This window comes from Heyndrickxia sp. MSNUG, assembly GCF_049532715.1.
Classification (GTDB): Bacteria; Bacillota; Bacilli; order Bacillales; family Cytobacillaceae; genus Mesobacillus.
Genome location: NZ_CP150978.1, coordinates 1,902,367 through 1,925,055, shown reverse-complemented (window position 1 = coordinate 1,925,055; position 22,689 = coordinate 1,902,367). Strand labels below are relative to the sequence as shown.

General features: G+C 44.1%; 25 protein-coding genes. 1 reads left to right on the top strand and 24 read right to left on the bottom strand.

The window, feature by feature from the left end; translation table 11 throughout:
- Positions 1–8: 8 nt before the first annotated feature.
- The 8 genes from AABM38_RS09425 to AABM38_RS09390 all read right to left on the bottom strand — a co-directional run bounded on the left by AABM38_RS09425 (position 9) and on the right by AABM38_RS09390 (position 8,206).
- Positions 9–1,004, bottom strand: a complete 996-nt coding sequence (locus AABM38_RS09425; RefSeq protein ID WP_423410130.1) for an alpha-ketoacid dehydrogenase subunit beta — start codon at positions 1,002–1,004, stop codon at positions 9–11.
- Positions 1,001–2,071, bottom strand: coding sequence for a pyruvate dehydrogenase (acetyl-transferring) E1 component subunit alpha (pdhA, locus tag AABM38_RS09420; RefSeq protein ID WP_423410129.1), 1,071 nt, complete (start codon positions 2,069–2,071; stop codon positions 1,001–1,003). Before pdhA ends, AABM38_RS09425 begins: the two co-directional genes overlap by 4 nt.
- Before the next feature lie 45 nt (positions 2,072–2,116).
- Positions 2,117–3,223, bottom strand: coding sequence for a Leu/Phe/Val dehydrogenase (locus AABM38_RS09415; protein WP_423410128.1), 1,107 nt, complete (start codon positions 3,221–3,223; stop codon positions 2,117–2,119).
- Positions 3,224–3,284: 61 nt separating this feature from the next.
- Positions 3,285–3,674: a thioesterase family protein gene (locus AABM38_RS09410; protein ID WP_423410701.1), complete on the bottom strand. Its 390-nt coding sequence runs from the start codon at positions 3,672–3,674 to the stop codon at positions 3,285–3,287.
- Between the two features lie 408 nt (positions 3,675–4,082).
- Positions 4,083–4,877: an ABC transporter ATP-binding protein gene (locus AABM38_RS09405; protein ID WP_423410127.1), complete on the bottom strand. Its 795-nt coding sequence runs from the start codon at positions 4,875–4,877 to the stop codon at positions 4,083–4,085.
- The gene (locus tag AABM38_RS09400) at positions 4,852–5,883 is read right to left on the bottom strand and encodes an ABC transporter permease (RefSeq protein WP_423410126.1); all 1,032 of its coding nucleotides are present in this window, start codon (positions 5,881–5,883) and stop codon (positions 4,852–4,854) included. The genes AABM38_RS09405 and AABM38_RS09400 overlap by 26 nt, the downstream gene beginning before the upstream one ends.
- An 18-nt stretch (positions 5,884–5,901) precedes the next feature.
- The gene (locus AABM38_RS09395) at positions 5,902–6,900 is read right to left on the bottom strand and encodes an ABC transporter substrate binding protein (RefSeq protein WP_423410125.1); all 999 of its coding nucleotides are present in this window, start codon (positions 6,898–6,900) and stop codon (positions 5,902–5,904) included.
- Positions 6,901–7,258: 358 nt separating this feature from the next.
- Positions 7,259–8,206, bottom strand: coding sequence for an NAD(P)H-dependent flavin oxidoreductase (locus AABM38_RS09390; protein ID WP_423410124.1), 948 nt, complete (start codon positions 8,204–8,206; stop codon positions 7,259–7,261).
- A gap of 256 nt (positions 8,207–8,462) precedes the next feature.
- On the opposite strand from AABM38_RS09390, the gene AABM38_RS09385 reads away from it, so the two are divergent.
- Positions 8,463–8,981 (top strand): gamma carbonic anhydrase family protein, encoded by a 519-nt coding sequence (locus AABM38_RS09385; protein WP_423410123.1) that lies wholly within the window; start codon positions 8,463–8,465, stop codon positions 8,979–8,981.
- Positions 8,982–9,025: 44 nt separating this feature from the next.
- On the opposite strand, the gene AABM38_RS09380 is transcribed toward AABM38_RS09385, so the two are convergent.
- The 16 genes from AABM38_RS09380 to AABM38_RS09305 all read right to left on the bottom strand — a co-directional run bounded on the left by AABM38_RS09380 (position 9,026) and on the right by AABM38_RS09305 (position 22,677).
- Positions 9,026–9,490 carry a GyrI-like domain-containing protein gene (locus tag AABM38_RS09380; RefSeq protein ID WP_423410122.1) on the bottom strand — a complete coding sequence of 155 codons (465 nt, stop codon included), beginning with the start codon at positions 9,488–9,490 and terminating at the stop codon, positions 9,026–9,028.
- Positions 9,491–9,585: 95 nt separating this feature from the next.
- Positions 9,586–9,963, bottom strand: a complete 378-nt coding sequence (locus tag AABM38_RS09375; protein ID WP_423410121.1) for a hypothetical protein — start codon at positions 9,961–9,963, stop codon at positions 9,586–9,588.
- A 535-nt stretch (positions 9,964–10,498) separates the two neighbouring features.
- Positions 10,499–11,374 carry a phenylacetic acid degradation operon negative regulatory protein PaaX gene (gene paaX, locus AABM38_RS09370; protein ID WP_335377471.1) on the bottom strand — a complete coding sequence of 292 codons (876 nt, stop codon included), beginning with the start codon at positions 11,372–11,374 and terminating at the stop codon, positions 10,499–10,501.
- A 134-nt stretch (positions 11,375–11,508) separates the two neighbouring features.
- Positions 11,509–12,285: an enoyl-CoA hydratase-related protein gene (locus tag AABM38_RS09365; RefSeq protein WP_423410120.1), complete on the bottom strand. Its 777-nt coding sequence runs from the start codon at positions 12,283–12,285 to the stop codon at positions 11,509–11,511.
- On the bottom strand, positions 12,286–13,494 hold the full coding sequence (locus tag AABM38_RS09360) for a thiolase family protein (RefSeq protein ID WP_423410119.1): 1,209 nt from the start codon (positions 13,492–13,494) through the stop codon (positions 12,286–12,288).
- A 12-nt stretch (positions 13,495–13,506) separates the two neighbouring features.
- A complete protein-coding gene (locus AABM38_RS09355; RefSeq protein WP_423410118.1) occupies positions 13,507–14,382 on the bottom strand; it encodes a 3-hydroxyacyl-CoA dehydrogenase in 876 nt (291 codons plus the stop codon).
- 154 nt (positions 14,383–14,536) lie between these two features.
- Complete coding sequence (locus AABM38_RS09350; RefSeq protein ID WP_423410117.1) at positions 14,537–16,054, bottom strand: aldehyde dehydrogenase family protein; 1,518 nt, start codon at positions 16,052–16,054, stop codon at positions 14,537–14,539.
- 35 nt (positions 16,055–16,089) lie between these two features.
- Positions 16,090–16,863, bottom strand: coding sequence for an enoyl-CoA hydratase-related protein (locus AABM38_RS09345; RefSeq protein ID WP_423410116.1), 774 nt, complete (start codon positions 16,861–16,863; stop codon positions 16,090–16,092).
- A gap of 14 nt (positions 16,864–16,877) precedes the next feature.
- On the bottom strand, positions 16,878–17,657 hold the full coding sequence (locus AABM38_RS09340; protein WP_423410115.1) for an enoyl-CoA hydratase-related protein: 780 nt from the start codon (positions 17,655–17,657) through the stop codon (positions 16,878–16,880).
- On the bottom strand, positions 17,650–17,958 hold the full coding sequence (locus tag AABM38_RS09335) for an EthD family reductase (RefSeq protein WP_335377477.1): 309 nt from the start codon (positions 17,956–17,958) through the stop codon (positions 17,650–17,652). The genes AABM38_RS09340 and AABM38_RS09335 overlap by 8 nt, the downstream gene beginning before the upstream one ends.
- A gap of 156 nt (positions 17,959–18,114) precedes the next feature.
- The gene (paaD, locus tag AABM38_RS09330; RefSeq protein ID WP_423410700.1) at positions 18,115–18,597 is read right to left on the bottom strand and encodes a 1,2-phenylacetyl-CoA epoxidase subunit PaaD; all 483 of its coding nucleotides are present in this window, start codon (positions 18,595–18,597) and stop codon (positions 18,115–18,117) included.
- 6 nt (positions 18,598–18,603) lie between these two features.
- Positions 18,604–19,422 carry a 1,2-phenylacetyl-CoA epoxidase subunit PaaC gene (paaC, locus tag AABM38_RS09325; protein ID WP_423410114.1) on the bottom strand — a complete coding sequence of 273 codons (819 nt, stop codon included), beginning with the start codon at positions 19,420–19,422 and terminating at the stop codon, positions 18,604–18,606.
- On the bottom strand, positions 19,419–19,766 hold the full coding sequence (paaB, locus tag AABM38_RS09320) for a 1,2-phenylacetyl-CoA epoxidase subunit PaaB (RefSeq protein WP_335377479.1): 348 nt from the start codon (positions 19,764–19,766) through the stop codon (positions 19,419–19,421). The genes paaC and paaB overlap by 4 nt, the downstream gene beginning before the upstream one ends.
- A gap of 104 nt (positions 19,767–19,870) precedes the next feature.
- A complete protein-coding gene (paaA, locus tag AABM38_RS09315; protein WP_423410113.1) occupies positions 19,871–20,824 on the bottom strand; it encodes a 1,2-phenylacetyl-CoA epoxidase subunit PaaA in 954 nt (317 codons plus the stop codon).
- A gap of 20 nt (positions 20,825–20,844) precedes the next feature.
- Positions 20,845–22,170, bottom strand: coding sequence for a phenylacetate--CoA ligase family protein (locus tag AABM38_RS09310; protein WP_423410112.1), 1,326 nt, complete (start codon positions 22,168–22,170; stop codon positions 20,845–20,847).
- Positions 22,171–22,464: 294 nt separating this feature from the next.
- On the bottom strand, positions 22,465–22,677 hold the full coding sequence (locus AABM38_RS09305) for a hypothetical protein (RefSeq protein ID WP_423410111.1): 213 nt from the start codon (positions 22,675–22,677) through the stop codon (positions 22,465–22,467).
- Positions 22,678–22,689: the final 12 nt, after the last annotated feature.

Sequence of the window (22,689 nt, the reverse complement as noted above, 5' to 3'; positions counted from 1 at the left end):
CACGCCTCCTAAAACTTCATCACTTTCTCAATTGCAGCTGCGACTCTTTTCGGGGTCGGCAGATAATGGTCTTCGAATCCAAAGTAAGGCACGGGCGTATCATAGCCGGTCACCCGTTCTGCAGGAGCTTTTTGATAAAGGAAAGCTTCATCATTAATCAGGGAAATCAGGTCGCTGCCTGTTCCTCCGGTCGCGTGTGCTTCATGGACGATGACTGTGCGACCTGTCTTTTGGACAGACTCAATGACCAGGTCTTTATCAATTGGATAAAGAGTCCTTAAATCAAGCACTTCACAGTCGATCCCTTTATTTTTCATATCTTCAGCTGCCTTCATGGCAACAGGTATCATTGCTCCCCATGCGATGACGGTGACATCTTCTCCTTCGGTAAGCTTCTTGCCCTTCCCGATTTCCACGATGTACTTGCCCTCAGGTACCTCATCCCTGGAAGAGCGGTAGCTCCTCATCGGTTCAAGGAACAAGACAGGGTCCGGATCTTCAATCGCCGCAATCATCAAACCTTTTGCATCATAAGCGTTTGATGGACATACGACCTTTATTCCCGGCATATGGGTAAAAAGTGATTCAGTACTGTCACAATGGATTTCCGGAGCACGAACTCCTGCACCATATGGAGCGCGAATGACCATCGGCACTGTAAAATGGCCCAATGTGCGCATCCTCAACCTTGATGCGTGGGTCATGATTTGTTCGTATGCAGGATAAATGAAACCAAGGAACTGAATTTCAACGACAGGACGGAAGCCATTCACTGCCATGCCGATTGCTGCTCCGACAAAGCCGGCTTCACTTAATGGAGTGTCGACCACACGTTCTTCACCGTATTTCTCCTGAAGTCCGTCTGTAGCGCGGAACACTCCGCCATTTTTTCCGATATCCTCTCCTAGAAGAATGACATCCTTGCTTTCAGCCAGCATCGTATCAAGACCATCCGTGATAGCCTGAACGAGCGTTAATGTCTTTGATTGAACAGCTGTATTCATTTCGCTTCACCACCGATCAGCTCAAGATATTCCCGCTTTTGCTTCTCAATCGTCCATGTCGGTTTTTCGAATACATAATCAAAAATCACTGCAGGATCGGCTGACGGGAAGTCCTCCATTTCCTGGACAGCAGCATCAATTTCTGCACTCGCTTTCGCTTCGATATCCTTAACCCATGCTTCATCATATATGCCTTCATTTTTCATCCAGCGTTCAAGTCGAAGTAAAGGGTCTGTTTCCATCCGCCTAACGGCACTGTCTCCCTGGTCTCGATATTTTGTCGGATCATCAGCTGTCGTGTGGGCACCATATCTCCACGTCACCGATTCGATCAATGTAGGACCTTCCCCGGTCCGAGCACGTTCAAGTGCTCTCTCTGTTTCAAGATAAACGGCAAATACATCATTCCCATCAATCCTTACACCCGGGATATCATAAGCAATCGCCTTTTGGGCAATCGTTGCGGAATTCATCTGCTTGCTGATTGGAACAGAAATCGCATACTGATTATTTTGGTTAAAATAAACAACAGGAGACTTAAAGACGCTTGCGAAATTCAAGCCTTCATGAAAATCGCCCTCGGAAGTCGCACCATCACCAAAATAGCAGATTGCGGCATTCTTCGTTCCCTTTTGTTTTTCTGCAAACGCTGCACCCGCAGCATGCGGAATCTGTGTTGCGATCGGTATAGCCGGAGGGAAAATCTTTTTACCATCCGGCGGCACGCAGCCTTCATTCCGTCCATTCCAGAACAATAAAATGTTTCTTAGTGAATGGCCAAAAACCATCGCCGCGCCGTGGTCACGATATGTCGGGAACATCCAGTCATCACTTTTCAGCGCAAGCGCTGTACCCACCTGAGAAGCCTCCTGGCCTTCAAATGGAGCGTACGTACCGATCCTTCCCTGGCGCTGCAGGCTGATTGATTTTCGGTCAAACATACGGATCCTGATCATTTCTGAAAAGAATTTCTTCACACGCTCCTCTGTAACTAAATATTTATGTTCCTCGGACACGATATTTCCGTTTTGATCCATTACCTGAAAAATCGGAAAAAGATTATCCATCGGCTCACCCTTTTGTAAAGTCTATTTGAAAATACTATGAATCTATTACATTCTCACTGCCCATTTTGGACGCTTCATATGAGAGAAAAAGCTATTGCGTCGCGTTCTTGCCTCAATCCTGTTTTCACAGAATTTATTAGCCGCTTCTACTGTTGTGATTCCTTCACGTTCAGCCTGGCTGTATATATTCAAAAGGGAATTATAGATCGCTTTTGTCTTTTGCAGGACACGCTCTTTATTAGGCGTATAGAGTTCATCGGCTACCTGGATCAAGCCCCCGGCATTGACGATATAGTCTGGAGCATAAAGAATCCCCTTTTCCTGAAGAACAAGGCCATGACGCACTTCCTTCAGCTGATTATTTGCAGATCCAACAACTGCTTTGACTTGAAGCTGCGGGATTGTATCATCATTAATAATTCCTCCCATTGCACATGGAATGAATATGTCAGCTGGCTGGGAGTAAATTTCATCACTGCCTACTACTTTGATTCCTGCACCCATTTCCCCGGCTTTCATCACAATCTGGTCGATTGCCTTCTGGTTGATATCTGTCACAAATAGATCGGCACCATTCTCAAGCAAGTATTCTGCCACTTTGTAGCCAACCTTCCCTAAACCCTGGATCGCGTAGGCTTTTCCGGATAAATCGTCCGTTCCCCAAAGTGCTTTGCTGGTTGCCTGCAATCCATATATAACGCCCTGTGCGGTCGGAACGGAAGAATCCCCGCTGCCACCATATACTTCATCCACACCTACGATGCAGTTTGTTTCCTTTAATGCGTGAACAAAATCTTCTGGATCGGTTCCCATGTCCGTACCTGTATAAAAACGGCCCTGGATCGATTCAACAAATTGTCCAAATGCCCTGAATAGCTCCGGACTCTTATCTTTAGTTGGGTCACCGATAATCACCGCTTTTCCTCCGCCAAAATCTACATCTGCAGCAGCACATTTATAGGTCATTCCCTTTGAAAGGCGCAGCACATCTTCTAATGCATCATCGACTGTTTTGTAAGGATACATGCGGCATCCGCCTAAGGCAGGTCCTAACCTTGTACTGTGAATCGCAATAATCGCCTTTAACCCTGTTGCTTCATCATTACAAAATACAACTTGTTCGTGCTCCCTGATTTGTTCAAACATATCCATTTCTCTTTCCCCCTTTATTCCGTTAAACCGTGTTAGCGCTTTCATTTTAGTGCAAAAATTTTTAGCTTCCTGTTAACAATTCAGTTATTTTCGTTTTTGAAAGGATGACTTGCTTCACTTCTCCAACCCCAACGAGCCGACCACGGCTTTCAGCCTTCACGTTCGTGATAATGATATTCGCATGCACATCAGTAACAGTCGCAGTAATCAATACCTCTGCACCTTCAATGCATGGGGCAATATGCTTCACAGTCACTGCTCCGCCCATCCCTTCTTCATGATCCTCCAAATACGGAAGGATAATTTTTCTTGAGACCCATTCCATGTGATAGACCATTGATACTGTAGAGTATACCGGGTGAATAAGTTTTCCTTCAAAGCTAGCAAACATTTCTGATGTAACGATGACATTGATGGTGGCCGATTGCCCTGCTGTTAAGCCATCGTGCATCATATCCCACCTTTCCAAGTTGTAAATATGTATAACGTTTATTTAACGTTATCATAACATTTCGTTAAATAAACGGTCAATAAATTGTAAGAAATTTTGGTATTTTCTCAAAAGTAATCGTGATATAATTTTCTCCTTTTTCCTGAAGGCTCTGTTAAACAAGGCTGTTGATTTACGTTCCAGGCGCTTCGCTTTCCGCGGGGCTGGCGCTGAGCCGGCAGGACATTGATTTGCTTCCTAGAACCTGCCCACGCACGATGGAAATGCGTTAGCATTTTCGGAGGAGTCTACGCGCCTTCCACTACAATCAACAGGGTTTAAAATCAACATTCAGCTTTAACAGAGCCTTCCTGAAAAGTGAACAAAAAAAGGACCAAGCAGCCATATAGCTGCTTAATCCTTCTTCTGTTAACTGAGCAATGCCCGGTCGCTTGCCATCTTCGTTCCGCGAATGCGCTGGAATTCATTGAGCAAGTCTTCGATTGTCAGCTTTGCCTTTTGTTCCTCATTCACTTCAAAGATAATCTGTCCTTTATCCATCATAATGAGTCTATTGCCAAGATCCAATGCCTGCTGCATATTGTGCGTGACCATCAAAGTCGTCAAATGGTATTTGTGGACAATTTCCTTTGTTAAATTCGTGATCAGCTCAGCACGGGATGGATCAAGGGCTGCAGTATGCTCATCAAGCAAGAGAATCGATGGCTCTGTAAATGTCGCCATCAGCAGTGACAAAGCCTGCCGCTCTCCTCCAGACAGTAATCCTACTTTAGCATTCAGCCTATTTTCAAGACCGAGGTGCAGTGATTCCAGTACTTCTTTGAATAGTTCACGGCGCTTTTTCGTCACACCCGGCACGAGTGAACGGCGCTTGTTTCTTGAATAGGCAATTGCGAGGTTCTCCTCAATTGTCATGCTTGGTGCGGTACCAGCCATCGGATCCTGGAATACACGGCCAATCATTTTTGAGCGATTGTACTCAGACATATACGTGACATCTCTTCCATCCAGTGATACTTGCCCATGATCAGGCAGCATTACGCCGGAAATGATATTCATCAACGTTGATTTACCGGCGCCGTTACTTCCGATTACCGTAACAAAATCCCCTTTTTTCAAAGTGAGATTGATATTATCAAGGGCAATCTTTTCGTCTGGCGTACCTTCGTTAAAGACTCTATGAATCTGATTTAAGTGCAGCACCAGCCTCACCCTTTCCTTCAGAAGGTAAGCTTACCATTTGCAAGCCTTCAAGCTGCCTTTTGACCTTCCGTTTTTTCTCTTTGTAGCTATCAATCATTTTAGGTGCAGTCAACGCAAGGATAACAATGACTGCTGTAATCAGCTTCATATCTCCTGGCTCAAGGAATTCTACCCTTAGTGCCAGCGTTACAACGATTCGGTAAATGATCGAACCGCCGATGACAGCCAGTGTAGTTCTTGCAATCGATTTTGTCCCGAAAAGTGCCTCACCAATAATAACAGAAGCAAGGCCTATAATGATCATCCCAATACCCATCCCAACATCCGCGAAGCCCCCTTGCTGGGCAATCAATGCTCCAGAAAAAGCAACCATCGCATTCGAAAGGCCAAGGCCGAGAATAATCATTAAGTTCGTATTGGAAGAAAAGCTCCGGATCATCCTTTTGTTATCACCTGTAGCACGAATGGCCAAACCGATTTCAGTTTTTAGGAATGCATCGGTAATGAATTTTAGAGCAAAAGTTACAATCACCATGAACAAAAGGATTCCCCATGTTCTTGGCAGGCTGTCACCAAGTCCAGCTGCTGTCAGAATACCGTTGAAAAATGAATCAATGCCCGTTTTATCGAAAAAGTCTCTTACAGCAGTCATTGCAGTATCTGTATTTAACAAAGGCACATTCGATTTACCCATAATTCTGAGGTTGATAGAATACAAGGCAATCATCATCAGGATACCTGACAACAGTGCGTTGACCTTTCCGACTGTATGGATAATGCCAGTTAAACAGCCAGCGATGAAGCCTGCAATCAGCGCGGTCATTGTCGCAACAAATGGATTTACTCCGTTCACGATCATAATGGCAGCAACCGCAGCTCCTGTTACGAAACTGCCGTCAACCGTCAAATCTGGAAAATCTAGTACCCGAAAGGATAAATATACGCCGAGAGCCATAATCGCATAAATGATACCTGACTCAAATGCTCCGAATATTGCAGTAAACAAGATGTATCATCCTTTCTCTTATTCTTCGTAAAACTCAGCGTCTTCTCCCCAAGATTCCTTCACTTCGACGCCTTGTTCCTTAGCTGCTTTTTTATTGATTGTCAGTGTCAATGAATCAGGAAGCTCAACAGGAATTTCAGATGCTTTCTTTTTGCCTGATAAAATTTCTGCAGCCATCAGCCCTGATTGGTAACCGATGTCGTAGTAGTTAAATCCGCTTGCCGCAACCGCTCCACGCTTCATGGAATCAAGTTCTCCTACAAATAAAGGAATCTTCTTTCCATTCGCAACAGAAATGACTGATTCAAGAGCAGAAACGACTGTATTGTCAGTCGGTACATAAATGGCATCTACACGGCCAACGAGAGATTCAGCTGCCTGTTTTACTTCAGCAGATGTTGAGATAGACGCTTCAACAACCTTCGCACCATTTGCTTCAGCCAGTTTTTTGACCTCTTTCAGCTGGACTTCAGAGTTTTGCTCACCAGCATTGAAGATGACGCCGATCTTCTTCGCCCCGACTTCCTTTGTCATAAAATCAATCGTCTTTTTAGTTGCTTCTGGATGATTATCGGTCGTACCAGTAATGTTGTCTCCTGGCTTATCAAATGATTCGACAAGACCTGCACCTACAGGATCCGTTACCGAAGTAAAGATAATCGGTATATCTTTTGTTGCATTAAGTGCTGCAACTGCACTAGGAGTTGCGTTTGCAAAAATGAGGTCTACTTTGTCGCCGACAAAATTGTTTGCAATCGTTGCTGTATTGTTCATATCAGCCTGTGCATTCTGGAAGTCAAACTTCACATTGTCGCCCTCTTTGAATCCCTTATCTTCAAGAGCTTTTTTAAACCCTTCTGTTGCAGCATCAAGTGATGGATGCTCTGCAAATTGCGTCAACCCAATCTTGTACTGCTTTTTGTCAGAAGCGCCGTTTGATGCTTCCTTTCCTCCGCATCCAGCCATTAATAGGGCACTGGCTAAGACAAGAGAAATAGCTTTTAATGATTTTTTCATAAAGATCCCCCTTGATATTTTTATAAACCGGCAAAAACTACTATGTAGACTTAAGACTTGCAGGCAGCCGGAACGCACCAATTTTGAAACAGTTTTTGCATGAGTTGTACTAAACTTGGAAAGTATTTGAAAACGATTTCAAAACGTATGATATTCACTATAGATACCGTAAATATAACGTTATATTAACACCGGGCAAAAATAGTGTCAATAATATTCCGAACATTTAGTATGTTTCGATTTTTAATTATTAATTAAACCATCACTTGGCTCAACTAGCAATATGTTTTACGAAAATAATAAAAACTTTTTTCATAGACAAAAAAAGCACGCCCCTTTTCGAAGCATGCTTAATCATTCATATTAACTCTAGTGAAATTTGCAGCCGTTCCTTCGCCTCTTTAACCATGCGATCCAGCAGTTCCTGAACAGTTGGTATATCGGAAATCAATCCGGAGACCTGTCCGCCATTCATGAAACCTCGCTCTGTATTCCCTTCGAGCGCACCTTTTTTATGCAGTTCTTCCGAAGTCAGCTCAGCAAACTCATCTGCGGTGATTCCCTGCTTTTCAGCCTCAAGCAGCTTCTCTGCGTATGGTGTATTCAACAGCCTGCGGATTCTTCCAACAGACCTCCCCACAATGACCGTTTCATGATCGGTTGCCTGCAATAATTTTTGCTTATAGGCTTCATGAAATGGAGCTTCCCTGGTAGCGATAAATCTTGTTCCCATTTGGACCCCAGAAGCTCCCAATGCCAGCATGGCAGCAAGACCTTTGCCGTCCCCTATCCCTCCAGCTGCAGCTACAGGTATGTTAACTTGTTCGACAATCTGCGGAATAAGTGCCAGAGTAGTAGTTTCAAGATTTGAATTGATACCTGCAGCCTCATATCCTTCAGCTACTAAAATATCTGCTCCGGCTGCTTCCGCTTTCTTCGCCTGTTTTACTGAAGCAACAACAGCAATCACTTTTATACCTGCTTCATGCAGTTTTAGAATAAATGGTGCTGGATTGCCTGCTGAAAGGGTTACAACAGAAACCTTATGTTTGACAGCAAGTCTCAGCACTTCCACCGCATTAGGAGATACACTTAATGCCACATTCACAGAAAATGGCTTGGATGTCCTGGCTTTTGTTTCCACCATTATCTTTTCCACTTCATCGGCGGACATCGTTCCAGCACCAATCGTACCAAGACCACCCGCCTCTGAAACAGCAGCGGTTAAAGCAGCATTGCTGATATTCCCCATTCCACCCTGGATGATTGGATATTTTATGCCCAGAACAGAAGTAATACCATTCACAAAAATTCCCCCTTCGTTATAATAATGTTATACTAATTTTAAAATTAAGACAATTTAGAAAATCGAAAGCGCCTTGAATAAAGGAACGTCGACTAAATACGCCACCGCCTGTGGCAACATCGACGTCAGCTCATCCTAGGCAAGCCCGATAGGCATAAGACGGCTCTCGCAAGAAATCCTGATTTCTGTAGAGAGACGGCGTATGACCCGAGGGGCTAGGCGCTGCAGCTAGACAATAAAGAAAAGGAGTGGTTACATGATTCTTTCTTATCTGGATAAAAAACCCTCAGTTGATGAAACTGTGTTCCAGGCACCAGGGAGCTATATTATTGGCGACGTGAAAATTGGCAGAAATTCAAGTGTCTGGTTCAATGCTGTTTTGCGCGGAGATGAGGATACGATTGCTATCGGGGAAAGCTGCAGCATTCAGGACAATGTCACTTGCCACTTGTATGAAGGTTCTCCTCTGATCATTGAAGATGAAGTGACCGTTGGCCACAACGCCATTCTTCATGGCTGCACCATCAGAAAAAGATGCATCATTGGCATGGGCTCGACAATTCTTGATGGCGCAGAAATTGGCGAGGAATGTATCATCGGAGCTAATACTCTGATACCTGCCGGGAAGAAAATCCCACCGCGCTCCTTAGTAGTTGGAGCACCTGGAAAGGTCGTCAGGGAAATTGGCGAAAAAGATCTGGAGTTGATTCAGTTATCGATCGATACATATGTCCAAAAGGGCAAGGAATACCGAGAGCACTTAAAGAGGGTTTAGTTTATTTCGTTAAATAAGAGCCTGAAGAAATTTCAGGCTTTTTCCTATGATTCAACCGGAACCCAGATTTCCATCTCGTATTCCGCCAAGTCTTCCTTTCCAAACATCCCAGCTTCCACAACCTCTATTTCTGGCATTCCTTTCATGATCTTGTATCCTTCACGGTCAAATGTTTCCCATAGTTTCCCGTATGTACTCGGTATTTCTGCAGAAGGGCCAGTATGTTTGAACACTACATATTTATGTGCTGGAAATGTATGCAGAGTCATTCCGCTTTCGACTTTATGATAATCGACTTCTGCAAATTCGAGGCCACAAGTATAATAATAATCATCGCTCCTTGGAGGCAGGCAAACTCCAACAATCTTATCTGCCTTCTCATCTTTAATAAACCTCTCAGCTTTTCCCCATAAATCTGGAATAGGATAATCCATTTCAGCTCCCCATTTGCCCGCCGCACTGTAGCCGACAAGAACAAACGCATTTTTCGTTACTTCTCTGAATTCCATAAAACATCCACCTTATAAAATTGTTTTAAAAATCATACTTCTTCATCGAACGTACATTGTCCTATTTTGATGAAAAAATAGACGCACGTCAGGTCTTAACCCTCTACTAGTTTTATATAGGCCTTTTCTTCTCCATCTACAATTGCGATATAAAACGGAGCATCCGTTTCGTATATTTTTGTTCCAACTGGAAGTTTACTAGCCGTGCCTTCTTTAAAACGCCATGAATCAGATGTTTGTTTGGTAATTTCACCAACCTGTTCACCTAATTCATATTCCTGCTGCTTTACCCATTCTACATGCTCAGCCTTGGAAAAAACGTAATCATCCATGACAAAAATATCCGCATCTGGGTTGTCAGCCAGGATGTCCTCAGCTGATGGATTACCATTAAACGCATTACCAGGCAAATTTAAACCGTTACAGCCTGATATTAGGAACAGAATGAAAATGAGCGCTAAAACTTTTTTCATTCTTCACTCCTCCTTTTACACTTGTACATATTCGATATATATTGATTTTTCCCTTTGACGAGTACATTTTTGATGATCATTTTGGAGTGTTGAAGGTTTGTGGATACTTCTGAACTTAAACCAACTCTGTAAGGATTTTTCTCTTCTAATTGTTCTGGTGTCTCTTCTCATAACAACTCGGACACTGATTTTTCTATTTCAGTTGTTCTCGGACCCCTTCCCATAACAACTCGGACACCGGTTTTTCTCTTTCAATTGTTCTCGGACCCCTTCCCATAACAACTCGGCACCGATTTTTACTCTTGCATTTGTTCTCGTACCTCTTCCTATAACAACTCTGCGAGCGTTTTTCTCTTCCAATTGTTCTCGTGCCCTTTCACATATCATCACGCTTCGAATTTTTCACTCTGGATTGTTATTGGGCGTTTATTGTTTTCTTTAACCCGTATGATCTGCCCCTTTATATGACAATGACGATTTTGCCTGTAAAAAAAAGAAAAGAGACACAACCCAAGCAGGTTTATGCCTCTAATCATTATTCCATGATATACGGATGGTCCATTACATCATAATCAACGGCTTTGTGCTTAATTTCATTGCCTTCTTTAAAGACAGACTCGAAGAAACGGGATGCGGGCTCGGCCAGCTCCTTGTAGTATTCGCTGAAAAGTGAGGCTGCGTGGCTTCCGAGCCATTTTTCAGGCAAAAGCTCCTCCGGAAGTCCCGGATCGAAGAACAGGAACTTTCTGTATTCATGGACAAGCTTTGTCCGCTCCACGAAGCATTCTGCGTCTGACATGCTTCCCTTTTGGATCTTGTTTTTATCGATGATGTATTTTTGGCTGTATTCACTGATGAAATCCTGGTACTTTGCATTGATTTCATGTAAATCCCAGCTTTTTTCTACCAATCTCTGATTTTCATGGGGACCATTGTATTCTGCCACAAAGAAATCAACATACTGCTTAATCTCGTATTTTTCTATTAAATCATTTACTTGCCTTTCGAGATTGTTGGCAGAGATCCAAAAGCTGTTTGACATTGAACCAAATCCGCTCCAGATTAATTCCTTCCGCAGCTCGTCACGGACATTCCGGATTTCCTCAGGAATCGTATACATCAGGATTCTCCATTTGCCATCCCACTCTTCAGGCTTCAGCTTAAAGATACGCTTACCCGCTTCATCAATCCTTTTTTGGCCGCGGGGAGTCAGCGAGTAATAGCTCTTGTTGCCAATCTTCTCAGCCTGGACCCATCCTTGCTTGTTCATCCTGGAAATGGCGGCTCTGACAGACTGATCGTTGTGCCCGAATTCGTTAAGCAGCCTAATCAAGCTGCCAATCCAAATCTTGCTCCCATAATGGGATATATAGTCACCATAAAGTGTAAAAATCATTGATCTAGTATTCAAGCTTATGTCATCCTCGTTTTTTTAGTTGAACGGATAAAATCCGTTATAGAACATTTTACAGTATTATCATTATTTTGCAAAAACAATTTGCTTGAATAGCAAAAATCCATAGGAAATTTTCCCTATGGATTTTTTTATTCTGCTGTAAAAACTGGCTTGCGTTTTTCACTGAAAGCATTTAATGCTTCGACGCGGTCCTTTGTTGGAATTGTTACCTCATAAGCCTTTGACTCAATTGCAAGCCCAGTCTGCAGATCAGTGCTGCTGCCATGCTGGATCGCATACTTCGCCTGCCTTACTGCTATGGGTGCATTCTGGAGGATTTCTTCCGCTAGTTCTTTGCAAGCTGGCATGACATTTTCTTTGGCTGCGACATTAGTTAAAATCCCAAGCTCAAGAGCTTTTTCCGCAGAAATTTTCCTTGCTGTAAAAATCAATTCCTTCGCCTTCATCTCGCCGATCAGCCTTGATAGCCGCTGTGTTCCACCAGCACCTGGAATGATTCCCCAGCTCACTTCAGTCATGCCCATCAAGGCATTTTCTGCTGCGATTTTAAAATCACATGCTAGCATCAATTCGAATCCGCCGCCAAATGCAAAACCGTTTACTGCTGCAATTGTTGGCTGAGGCAATTCAGCAACCGCACTGAATACATCTCTGATTTTCTTCACATTTCTTCGTACTTCAGCCTCTGAGAGATTTTTCCGTTCCTTCAAATCTGCACCGGCGCTGAATGCCTTGTCTCCAGCTCCTGTAAAAATAACCACTCTGACATCAGGATCGGTGTGCAGACTTTCTACTGCACTGCCAAGTTCCTGCAGCGTTTCAAAATTAAAGCAGTTTAGTGATTCAGGACGATCGATCGTAATATAAGCGATATGCTGTTCTTTCTGGAATTTGATATTTTTCATTTAGTTCTCTCCTATATTTTCGATAATCGTTGCAATTCCCTGGCCTACTCCAACGCACATTGTCGCAAGACCGTATTTGGAATCCCGCTTTTTCATTTCATACAAAAGAGTCGTTAATATCCTTGCACCGCTTGCGCCGAGCGGATGGCCAAAAGCGATAGCACCACCGTTGACATTGACACGTGACTGGTCGAGCCCTAGTTCCTGGATGCAGCCGAGTGACTGGGCGGCGAACGCCTCGTTCAGCTCGATAAGGTCAATATCTGCAACAGATAATCCCGCTCGTTTTAACGCTTTTTCCACAGCATAAACCGGCCCCATTCCCATAAGTGATGGCTCCAGGCCTGCCGTCGCTGAAACAACATAACGGGCCAGCGGCTTCACTCCAAGTTCGTTTGCTTTTTCGCGGCTCATCAACAGTAATGCAGAAGCACCATCGTTTACACCGGATGCATTGCCGGCAGTGACCGTTCCATCCTTGAAGAGCGGCTTCAGCTTTGCCAATTTTTCCGCTGTCGTACCTGGTCGCGGATGCTCATCCCGATCTATGATCATTGTATTACCCTTTTTATCCGCATATATAACAGGGACAATTTCGTTTTCAAATCGCCCTGCATCCATAGCCTTTTGTGCGCGAAGCTGGCTTTCAGCAGCAAACTCATCCTGAGCCGCACGGGAAATATCATACTTTTTCGCAACGTTTTCGGCTGTTTCCGGCATACTGTCCGTACCGTACATTTCCTTTAGCTTGTCATTCACGAATCGCCAGCCAATCGTTGTGTCGAACATCTCCATATTTCCTCTTGGAAACTCTGCCTGCGGCTTTGCTATGACAAATGGTGCTCGTGTCATGCTTTCGGTTCCTCCTGCGATGAAGATGTCACCTTCTCCGGCTAAAATTGCCCTGGCCGCATAGTTTACCGCATCTAACCCCGACCCGCACAAACGATTGATGGTCGTCCCAGCAACCTCTACTGGAAGGCCAGCCAAAAGACCTGACATCCTGGCAACATTGCGGTTATCTTCACCTGCCTGGTTTGCATTCCCAAGCACGACTTCTTCAATTCCTGCTGGAGGAACGCCAGGGTTTCTCTCAATTAGTGCCTTAATGACAACTGCCCCTAAATCATCAGGACGGATCTGGCGCAGGCTGCCGTTGTATTTACCAATCGGAGTCCTGACTGCGTCAACAATTACAACCTCTCTCATCGTCATCCTCCTTTACTTAGTCGAACCAGCTGTTTCTGGCGAAGTTCTATAATCGTAAACGCCTCGGCCTGTTTTCCTGCCAAGCCGGCCTGCCTTCACGTATTTTTCCAAGAGCGGTGCAGGCCTGTATTTTTCACCAAGCTTTTCATGCAGGTATTTCAAATTGTTGAGGCGAGTATCCAATCCCACTAAATCTCCTAGTTCAAATGGGCCCATCGGAAATTTTAGCCCCAGTTTGATTGCCTTATCAATTTCCTCCGGTGTCCCGACGCCTTCCTGAAGCATGTAAAATGCTTCATTGCCTACAAGCGCGCTGATCCTGCTTGTCACAAACCCTGGGAATTCATTGACGGTGACAGTTTCCTTGCCCATTTGGATGGCAGCCTGCTTAATGGCTTCTGCTGTTTCATCACTTGTTTCAAGGCCACGGACAATTTCAACGAGCGGCATTTTATGGACTGGGTTGAAAAAGTGCATAGCAATCACTTTTTCAGGACGCTTGGTAAAAGATGCGATCTCAGTGGGACTCATCGTCGATGTGTTCGATGCGAACAGACAGTGTGCTTGTGCATGCTGGTCGATGACCTCAAAAATCGTCTTTTTGATATCCATTTTTTCCGGTACCGCTTCAATGATCAAATCAGCATCCTTGACGTTATCTACAAGAAAATTTGAGTATTTAAGTCTTGATTTTGCTGATTCCATATCATCTGCAGTAATTTTTCCCCGCGCCAATCCTTTTTCAAAAATGCTGTTGATTTCCTGTTCTGCATTGCGCAGCTGCTTTTCTTCTACATCGATTAAAACTGCATCAAAGCCGCCTAAACAGCTGACATAGGCGATGCCTCTGCCCATGACGCCAGAACCGATTACGACGAGTTTCTTCATTATATTTGTCCTCCTTTTTTAAAAAATTGACTCTGCTATACCTGTCTGTTGTTTTCCGCTCCACTTAAACACTTGAAATACTATCTCCAATGAGTTTTATTTATGCCTGAAAATCAAAGGCGAGCACCCGCAATAATGAGTGCTCGCCACGTTTTTACAGATTAAACGGGTTTAGCGGGCGGCTGCCATAGTAAGAGACAATACTCTTTGTTTCAGTATATAGATCAAGCGTTTCAATGCACAGCTCACGTCCAAAACCAGATTGCTTATAGCCGCCGAATGGTGTTCCAGGGAATGCAGAGAATGGGCAGTTGACCATAACAATACCAGCCTGGATTAGCTTAGACACTCTTGTCGCACGTCCATAATCCTTCGTCCAGATGGCTGAACCGAGACCATATTCACTGTCATTCGCAAGCTTGACAGCTTCTTTTTCATCTTTAAATTTCATGACAACTACTACTGGCCCAAAGATTTCTTCTTTTACAGCCTTCATGCTGTGGTTTGTTTCAGCGATGATTGTCGGCTCATACCAGTAGCCATTTTCATAGCCTTCAAGAGTAGCAGCTTTACCGCCTGTTAAAATTTCTGCTCCTTCTGCCTGTGCCGATTTTACATAGCCGTCGATTACATTTAGCTGATCATCGCTGATAATAGCACCGACATGGGTTTCTTTATCAAACGGATTGCCAAGCTTCAACTGCTTTGTTTTTGCGACGAATTTTTCCATGAATTCATCGTAAACTTTCTCTTGAACATACAGTCTGGAGCGCGCTTCGCACGATTGGCCAGTGTTATAGAAGATTCCAAACAATGATCCATCTACCGCAGCATCTATGTCTGCATCATCAAAAATGATGCTTGGAGATTTTCCGCCTAACTCCAGTGTTACGCGTTTAAGAGTTTGAGAGGCTCTTGCCATGATATCTTTTCCGATTGGCGTTGAACCGGTGAAAGCTACTTTATCTACATTTTCATGTTCAACAAGGTAGTTTCCAATTTCTGAACCTGATCCTGGAATGACGTTTACGACACCCTCAGGTACCCCAGCTTCAATGCAGATTTCACCAAGAACGATTGCTGTTAAAGGTGTCAGTGATGCAGGTTTTACAATAACCGAACATCCAACAGCAATTGCCGGAGCGATTTTCCAGGCAGCCATCATTAATGGATAATTCCAAGGAATGATTTGTGCACATACGCCAACAGGTTCTTTTTCGGTGATGTTCTGGAAAGCTCCTGGCATACTGTTGACAGAACCGCGGTGGCTGACAATTGCACCAGCGTAAAACTCGAAATCTTCAATTGCCTGCATGACCTGCCCTTGAGCCGCAGCAAGAGATTTACCTGTGTCAAGAATCTCCAACTCTACCAACTCGTTGAATCGGGATCTCATGATCGAAGCAATTTTATTCAAAGTACGAGAGCGCTTGTTAACAGGGAAATGGCGCCACTTTCCAAAATCGAAAGCATTTCTTGCAGCCTGTACTGCCAGTTCAGCGTCTTCCTTGGATGCCTTCGCAACTGTAGCAACCTCTTCACCTGTTGCCGGATTAAAGACTTTATATGTTTCGCCGTTCGTGCTGTCCTGGCGAACTCCGTTAATAATCAGCTGATATGCTTCGCGTTTAACTGACATTGTTTCGAATTTTTGTTCTTTAACTGTTGTCACGCGTACCATCTCCTTTAGTAGATTGATTAATTTTATTACTCGCCTTTGAAAACTGGTTTTCTTTTTTCCAGAAATGATTGGACGCCTTCCGTATGGTCAGCTGTTTGTCCTGCGATTCTTTGGCTTTGGGCATCTCTTTCCAAAAACTCTTCGAAATTGGAGTGCCAGCTTGCTTTCAGGCTTCTTTTTATTAATCCGATGGCCTTCGTTGGCATGTTGGCAAGTCTTTCTGCAAAAGCTGCTACCTTTTCGTCCCACTCTTCCAGTGGAATGACCTCTGATACAAGGCCAAGCTCCTTTGCTTTTTCAGCCGGAACCTTTTCACCAAAAACGGCTAACTCCATTGCTTTTGCGTGACCAATGAGCCGAGGCAGGTAATATAAATTTCCGGCATCTGGTACCAGGCCAACATGGATAAAGGCTTCTACGAAACTAGCTTTTTCTGAGGCAATACGGAAATCACATGCAAGAGCAAGGCTCATTCCTGCACCTGCCGCAACTCCGTTAACAGCTGCGATTACCGGTTTTTCACAACGGTCAAGCTCAAGAAGCATTGGGTTATATCGCTTCCTAAGTACTTCCCCGTGGTCCATATCTTCAGAAACACCAGACAGGTCTTCACCTGAACAGAATGCTCTGCCAGATCCAGTCAGGACAAGGGCACGGACACTTTTATCCCGAGAAGCATTCTTGATTGCGATCTGGATTTCCTTGTTTAGTTGTTCAGTGAAGGCATTCAATTTATTAGGGCGGTTCAGGGAAATGTAGGCTACCTGATTCCGCACTTCATACAAAACGGTTTCAAACACAGCTATGTACCCCCTTATTTCCCTTTAAACTCCGGCTTCCTTTTTTCCTTAAAAGCCCTCATGCCTTCTTTCTGGTCTTCTGTAGCAAAAAGCATATAGAAATTCTTACGCTCATATTGCATGCCTTCATATAAAGGATAATCAACTGCTTTTAAGATTGATTCTTTAATCAGTCTCACTGCAATAGGGGCCTGCTTCGCTATCGTGGATGCAAATTTAAGAGTTTCTTCCATCAAGACTTCCTCAGAGAAAGTCGCATTGATAATGCCATATTGCAGTGCATCCTTTGCAGAAATGCGCTTTCCACTGAGGATCCACTCCATCGCCTTTGTTTTCCCGACAAGCTTGGTCAGCCTTTGAGTTCCTCCGGCACCAGGCATAACGCCAAGGTTCACTTCCGGAAAGCCGAATTCTGCATTTTCAGCAGCAAACAGCATGTCACAGCAAAGTGCCAGTTCAAAAGCGCCGCCGAGAGCAAAGCCATGTACCGCTCCAATCACAGGTTTCTTGATCCACGCTAGACGATCCCAATCGGTGAACTGGTTCAGCGTTTCCATGCTGATAGCATCGGCATCCATCATTTCGTCAATATCAGCACCTGCTGCAAACGCCCTGCCCTTGCCTGCTAAAAAAATGACTTTGATTGCAGCGTCATTATCATAATCCTCCATCGCAGAAAGGACCTCTGAAACCATTTGCCTGTTCAGCGCGTTAAGAACCTTGGGGCGATTAAGCTCAATGAGTCCAATCTCCCCTTTGACAGAGGTTTCGATCAGTTCATAGTTTCTATTCATCTTGCTCTTCACCGATCATCAATGTGACCAGATCACCAGCAAAACTCATTACATCCTTTCCAGAAGCCTTACCCTCAGGTGATTTCATTCCAGCTTTTAATGCTTCATGGTCATCATAGTACATTTCACACATTAGATAATATTTGCCTTCTCCGCCCATTGGACTGCCGACAATACGAGTTACTTCCATTTTACGAAGTCCTGGAATTTTCGCTGTCAGTGGAGCATGCGTTTCGAAATAGTGCTTGTCAAATGCCTCTTTGTCTTGTGGATGCTTGTAAAGTGCGATTAGTTTTACCATTAAAAAATCTCTCCCTTTTCATACGTGTTTTTTTAGTAGTTAAACCTTGTTCCATTAATAAAAAACCTTTTTTTCACCAAAGTGAATATATGCTGTAATTCTTGAAGCTATTAATCATTTAATGTGAAATACTAGTTTATTTTTTAGACAAACTTGTCACATCAAAGTAGATACTGGTTTCATCGCCTCGAAGGGATTCTTGCAGGCTTTGCAATATAGAATGCTTCTGCATGCTGTAGGACCAAAAAGGTTTTCCAGCGTTGTGTAAGTCGAACTGCAATAAGGGCAATCCGCCTGCCATTCTCCAGTTTCAGCAATATGCCTTGGCGGAGGGGCGATTCCGAATTCCTTCAAACGTTCCCTGCCAATATCTGATACCCGGTCTGAAGTCCATGGCGGGTGAAAATCGAACTGGACTTCGGCCTTTTTGATTTCTACAATTGCCTCGACTGCATTCACTACATTTTTCTTTATAATGTCCAAAGCTGGGCATCCCATGAAAGTCGGCAATAGTTTTATCAAAACTCTATCTGGTGAGATTTCCAGTTCTTCAAGCATCCCCAGTTCGATGATCGATACACTGTCGATTTCTGGATCCTTGACTGACTGTAGCGCCGCCATGACCTTATCTTTTAGCATCATCCATCACCAGCTTGCTGCCGCATCAATTTTATACACTTCACCTAATGTATCCAGTGCATCTTGCAACTCTGAAGTATGATCACCATTCCGTCCATTGCCGCTCTTCATGCCGAATTTCTCTGGCAGCTTTAGGTCAAGTGATTCGAAAACAGGTGACATCATTTGCACCCATTTAGTTCTCAGGGCTTCCTCTGATTCTATTAAATTATGTTGTGTAAACTCATTGCCTTTGGTTCCAAAGGAGAACAGGCCGTCAAGTTCCTCAAAAACAGTCGCCATCGCTGTTTCCATTCTCGTCTTTGCTTCACCACCTGCGCTGACAAGCTGAGAGAACCAGGTTTTCCAGTGCAGCAGATGGTAGTAAAGTTCCATGTTCACCTTTACAGCCGCCTCTGCCAATGGCAGGTAGGACGAGTTCTTTAGCGACTCAATTTTAACCCTCTTAGCTTGTGCGTAAAAATAGTTCCTGACTACAGCGAACGCCCAGTCATAATGCGGTTCAGTCAAGTAGGTGCCAGGTCCGTTCACTTTTTCTAGCAAAATAGCATTCTTTCTGTCTGCTGCCGGTCTGGCATGAGCGAGTTCGTCTGGATCACCTGCCCCGAGATTGTGAAGAAGCTGGTAAAACATCGCCGCATGTCCCATGGTATCCTGGCTGATTGAAGAAAACGCGACATCTTCCTCAATGTGCGGAGCAAGCCCAAGCCACTCAGAACCACGGTAAGCAAGGATGAAATCATCATCAGCGAGCTGGAAAAGGAGCTCTACCGCTGCCTGGCGGTAAGATTCATCTTTCATAGCATCTTCAAGTGTCCATTTCATTTCTCCTGCTTCCCTCCCCATGACATAATTTCTTGTTCATCAAGCATGCCCTGTTCATAATGACGCCATTTCTTTTTCAGATAGCCATAGCCCTTAGTATTCCGGTAATCTTTATTGTCCAGCCTTTGCAAGGTCTGGCGTTCTTCAAGCGTCATCTTGCGGACATCATCCCGTTTGACAACCCATATATCCGCCACCGGCTCACGCCTCATGAAATTCTCCTGCGCCATCACAAGCGCTAACTCATGGTTCGGCGCCAGCAGCGAAAACTGGTACTGCAAAGGCGAAGTATCCGTCCGCTTGCTGAACACCTCAAACTCCTGGTAAAAACCCTTCCCAGACATCCAACTCTCCCCTTCCCTTCAACACTTCACCGCGCCGGGGGTCAGACCCCCAGCGCTTCACCGTATTAACTTGTTGGGGGTCTGACCCCCATTACGTTAATGCGTTATTGGCTTAGTGCGTCGATTACCCATTTGTTGTTGCTGTATGAGATTTCTCTTAGTCTTAGCCGTTCTTTTGATTTTGGTCCGTTGTTTTTGATGATTTGTTTGAATTTGCTCCAGTCTGGCTGCTTGTATTTCCACAATCCGCTTTCCTGGTCAAAATGCATCGTTTCATCTGGCAGTTTCAAGCCAAGTGATAAGACTCTTGGTATATACTTTGTGAAGAAATCCTGGCGGAGCTCTTCGTTTGTTTTCGTCCTGATTCCATATTTAATTGTTGTATCCTGTTTTGATGTTCCGGTTGTTGTAGCGTCTCCTGGCCCGAAGAACATCAGCAATGCTTCCCACCACCGATTAATGGAATCCTGGATCATTGCTCTTTGCTCATCCGTTCCTTCAGCGAGTGCCATAATGATTGCCTCACCGTGCTGTGCATGAAAAACCTCTTCAGCGCAGATCCGCTTCAATGCTCTCGCATATGGTCCATAGGAGGCATCCAGCATATTCGTCTGTGTAATGATCGCAGCACCATCGACCAGCCAGCCTATCAGCCCTGCGTCCCCCCATGTTTTTGCTTCCATGTGGAAGACGTTATGGAATTTCAAGTCACCAGAAAGCAAGTCTTGAATGATATTCTCCCTCGACTTTCCAAGTGGCTTCATCAAATCCTCCGCGACGCGCAGAAGCAGCTGCCCATGGCCCATCTCATCCTGCACCTTCGCCATGATACCCAGCTTTCTCTTTAATGAAGGGGCTTTAGGAACCCATTCCTTTTCTGGGAGAGCACCCATTATTTCACTGATGCCATGCATCGAAATCAGCTTGATCAGCGTCATTCTGTATTCATCTGGCATCCAGTCATCTGCTTCAATTTTCTCGCCAGCTTCAATCCGCTCCATGAAATGCAAATACTTCGCTTCCTCAGAAAGCTGGTCATAGGAAATTGGATTTACCATGCTGTTGGCCTCCTTCACAATTATGTTCCGATTGGTTCTTTCGTTTTATCGACAATCCGGACTGCCTTGCCTTCCGAACGCGGAATCGTTTTCGGGCGATGCACACGAACTTCTATAGAGATCAGACATTGGCTTTTAAGCAATGCTTGAATTCTTTGTTCAAGAACAAACACGGTGTCAGAAATAGGATCTTCGCCTATTGCTGTGAAAAATTCGTCATTCATCTCAACATGCAGCTCAAGCACTTTTAAGGTCCGCTTTTGTAAAATCTGTATCTGATAATGAGGAGCTAGTTCTGGAACAGTCAGCAGACAGTGTTCAATTTGCGATGGGAAAACGTTGACACCATTGATAATCAGCATGTCGTCGATTCGTCCCTTAACCCTCGACATTCTCACGGTCGTCCTGCCGCAGCTGCATTTCTCCCTGGTCAGCGATGCAATATCCCCAGTACGGTAGCGAATGATCGGAAAAGCTTCTTTCGTAAGGCTCGTGAAAACGAGCTCCCCTTCCACACCATCAGGTACCCGTTTCATCGTTTCAGGATCAATGACCTCGACGTAAAAATGATCTTCTGCAACATGCAGACCTGCCTGTGCTTCGTGACATTCATTTGCGACACCTGGTCCAATGACTTCACTCAAACCGTAAATATCACAAGCTTTGATATTCAATTTTTCTTCAAGAGTTTTTCTCATTTCTTCAGACCAAGGTTCTGCGCCAAATATGCCGTATTTTAATGATGTTTGCCGCGGATCCTTCCCCATCTCTTCCATCGTTTCGGCAATATTTAAAATGTAGGATGGCGTTCCGCAAATGACTTCAGGCTTAAAGTCTTCAATCAGCATGATTTGTCTTTGGGTATTTCCTCCAGAGACAGGAACCGTCACCATTCCTAACTTTTCGCTTCCATAGTGAAGCCCCAGACCTCCGGTAAAAAGTCCATATCCATATGCATTATGAAGGAACTTGCCTGGCTCCCCGCCTGCAAGAGCGATTGCCCTGGCAACAATCTCACTCCACATTTCAATATCATTCTGAGTATAGCCGACGACTGTCGGCTTTCCGCTTGTTCCAGATGAAGCATGAACCCTTACCATCTCATTTTGCGACACTGCGAATAATCCAAATGGATAGTTATCACGCAAATCCTGCTTCTCGGTAAACGGAAGCGCTTCCAAATCTTCCAAGCTGTTAAGCATTTCTGGAGAAAAATTGGCTTTTTCAAACTTCTCATGGTAAAAAGGCACACACTGGGCAACTTTCTCTAAGGTAGCTCTAAGCCTCTGAAGTTGAATTTCTTCAATAAACTCACGGCTCTTTGTTTCGATTTCATGTAAAATCAAGATTTCGCCCCCTGCATTACATAAAATTTTATTTATATAACGTTATATTACCGTAACACAATAAATGTGTTATATATTTTAAAACAAAGATACCGTGTATACAGTAAAAAGTCAATTATTTTTCTGAAAATTTTAATATTTACTCCTTTCTTTTTACCAGCTAATGGGTAAAGTAGTGATTCTCGTTAAAATCAGAGTGAATCCGGGCTTTTCCGTAGCGATTATGTAGCAAAGCGTAGGTAATCTGAAGACTTTCGTAGTGATTATGTAGCAAGGCATAGAGAAACTGAAGACTTACGTAGCAATTATGTCACGAAGCGTAGGGAATCCATTGATTTTCGCAGCGTTTATGTATCCCAGTGTAGTGACTGTAATTTCAATCAATGTAAGTGTAAGGAATCCTTGATAATAACATGTAAAACGTATTGATTGGCCTTCAATTTTAGTAAAAAAAAAGCCATCTTTTGTTTGTGTCCAGATATTCTCCTCACCTGCCAGTTGCATCAAAAAAGAACCCCT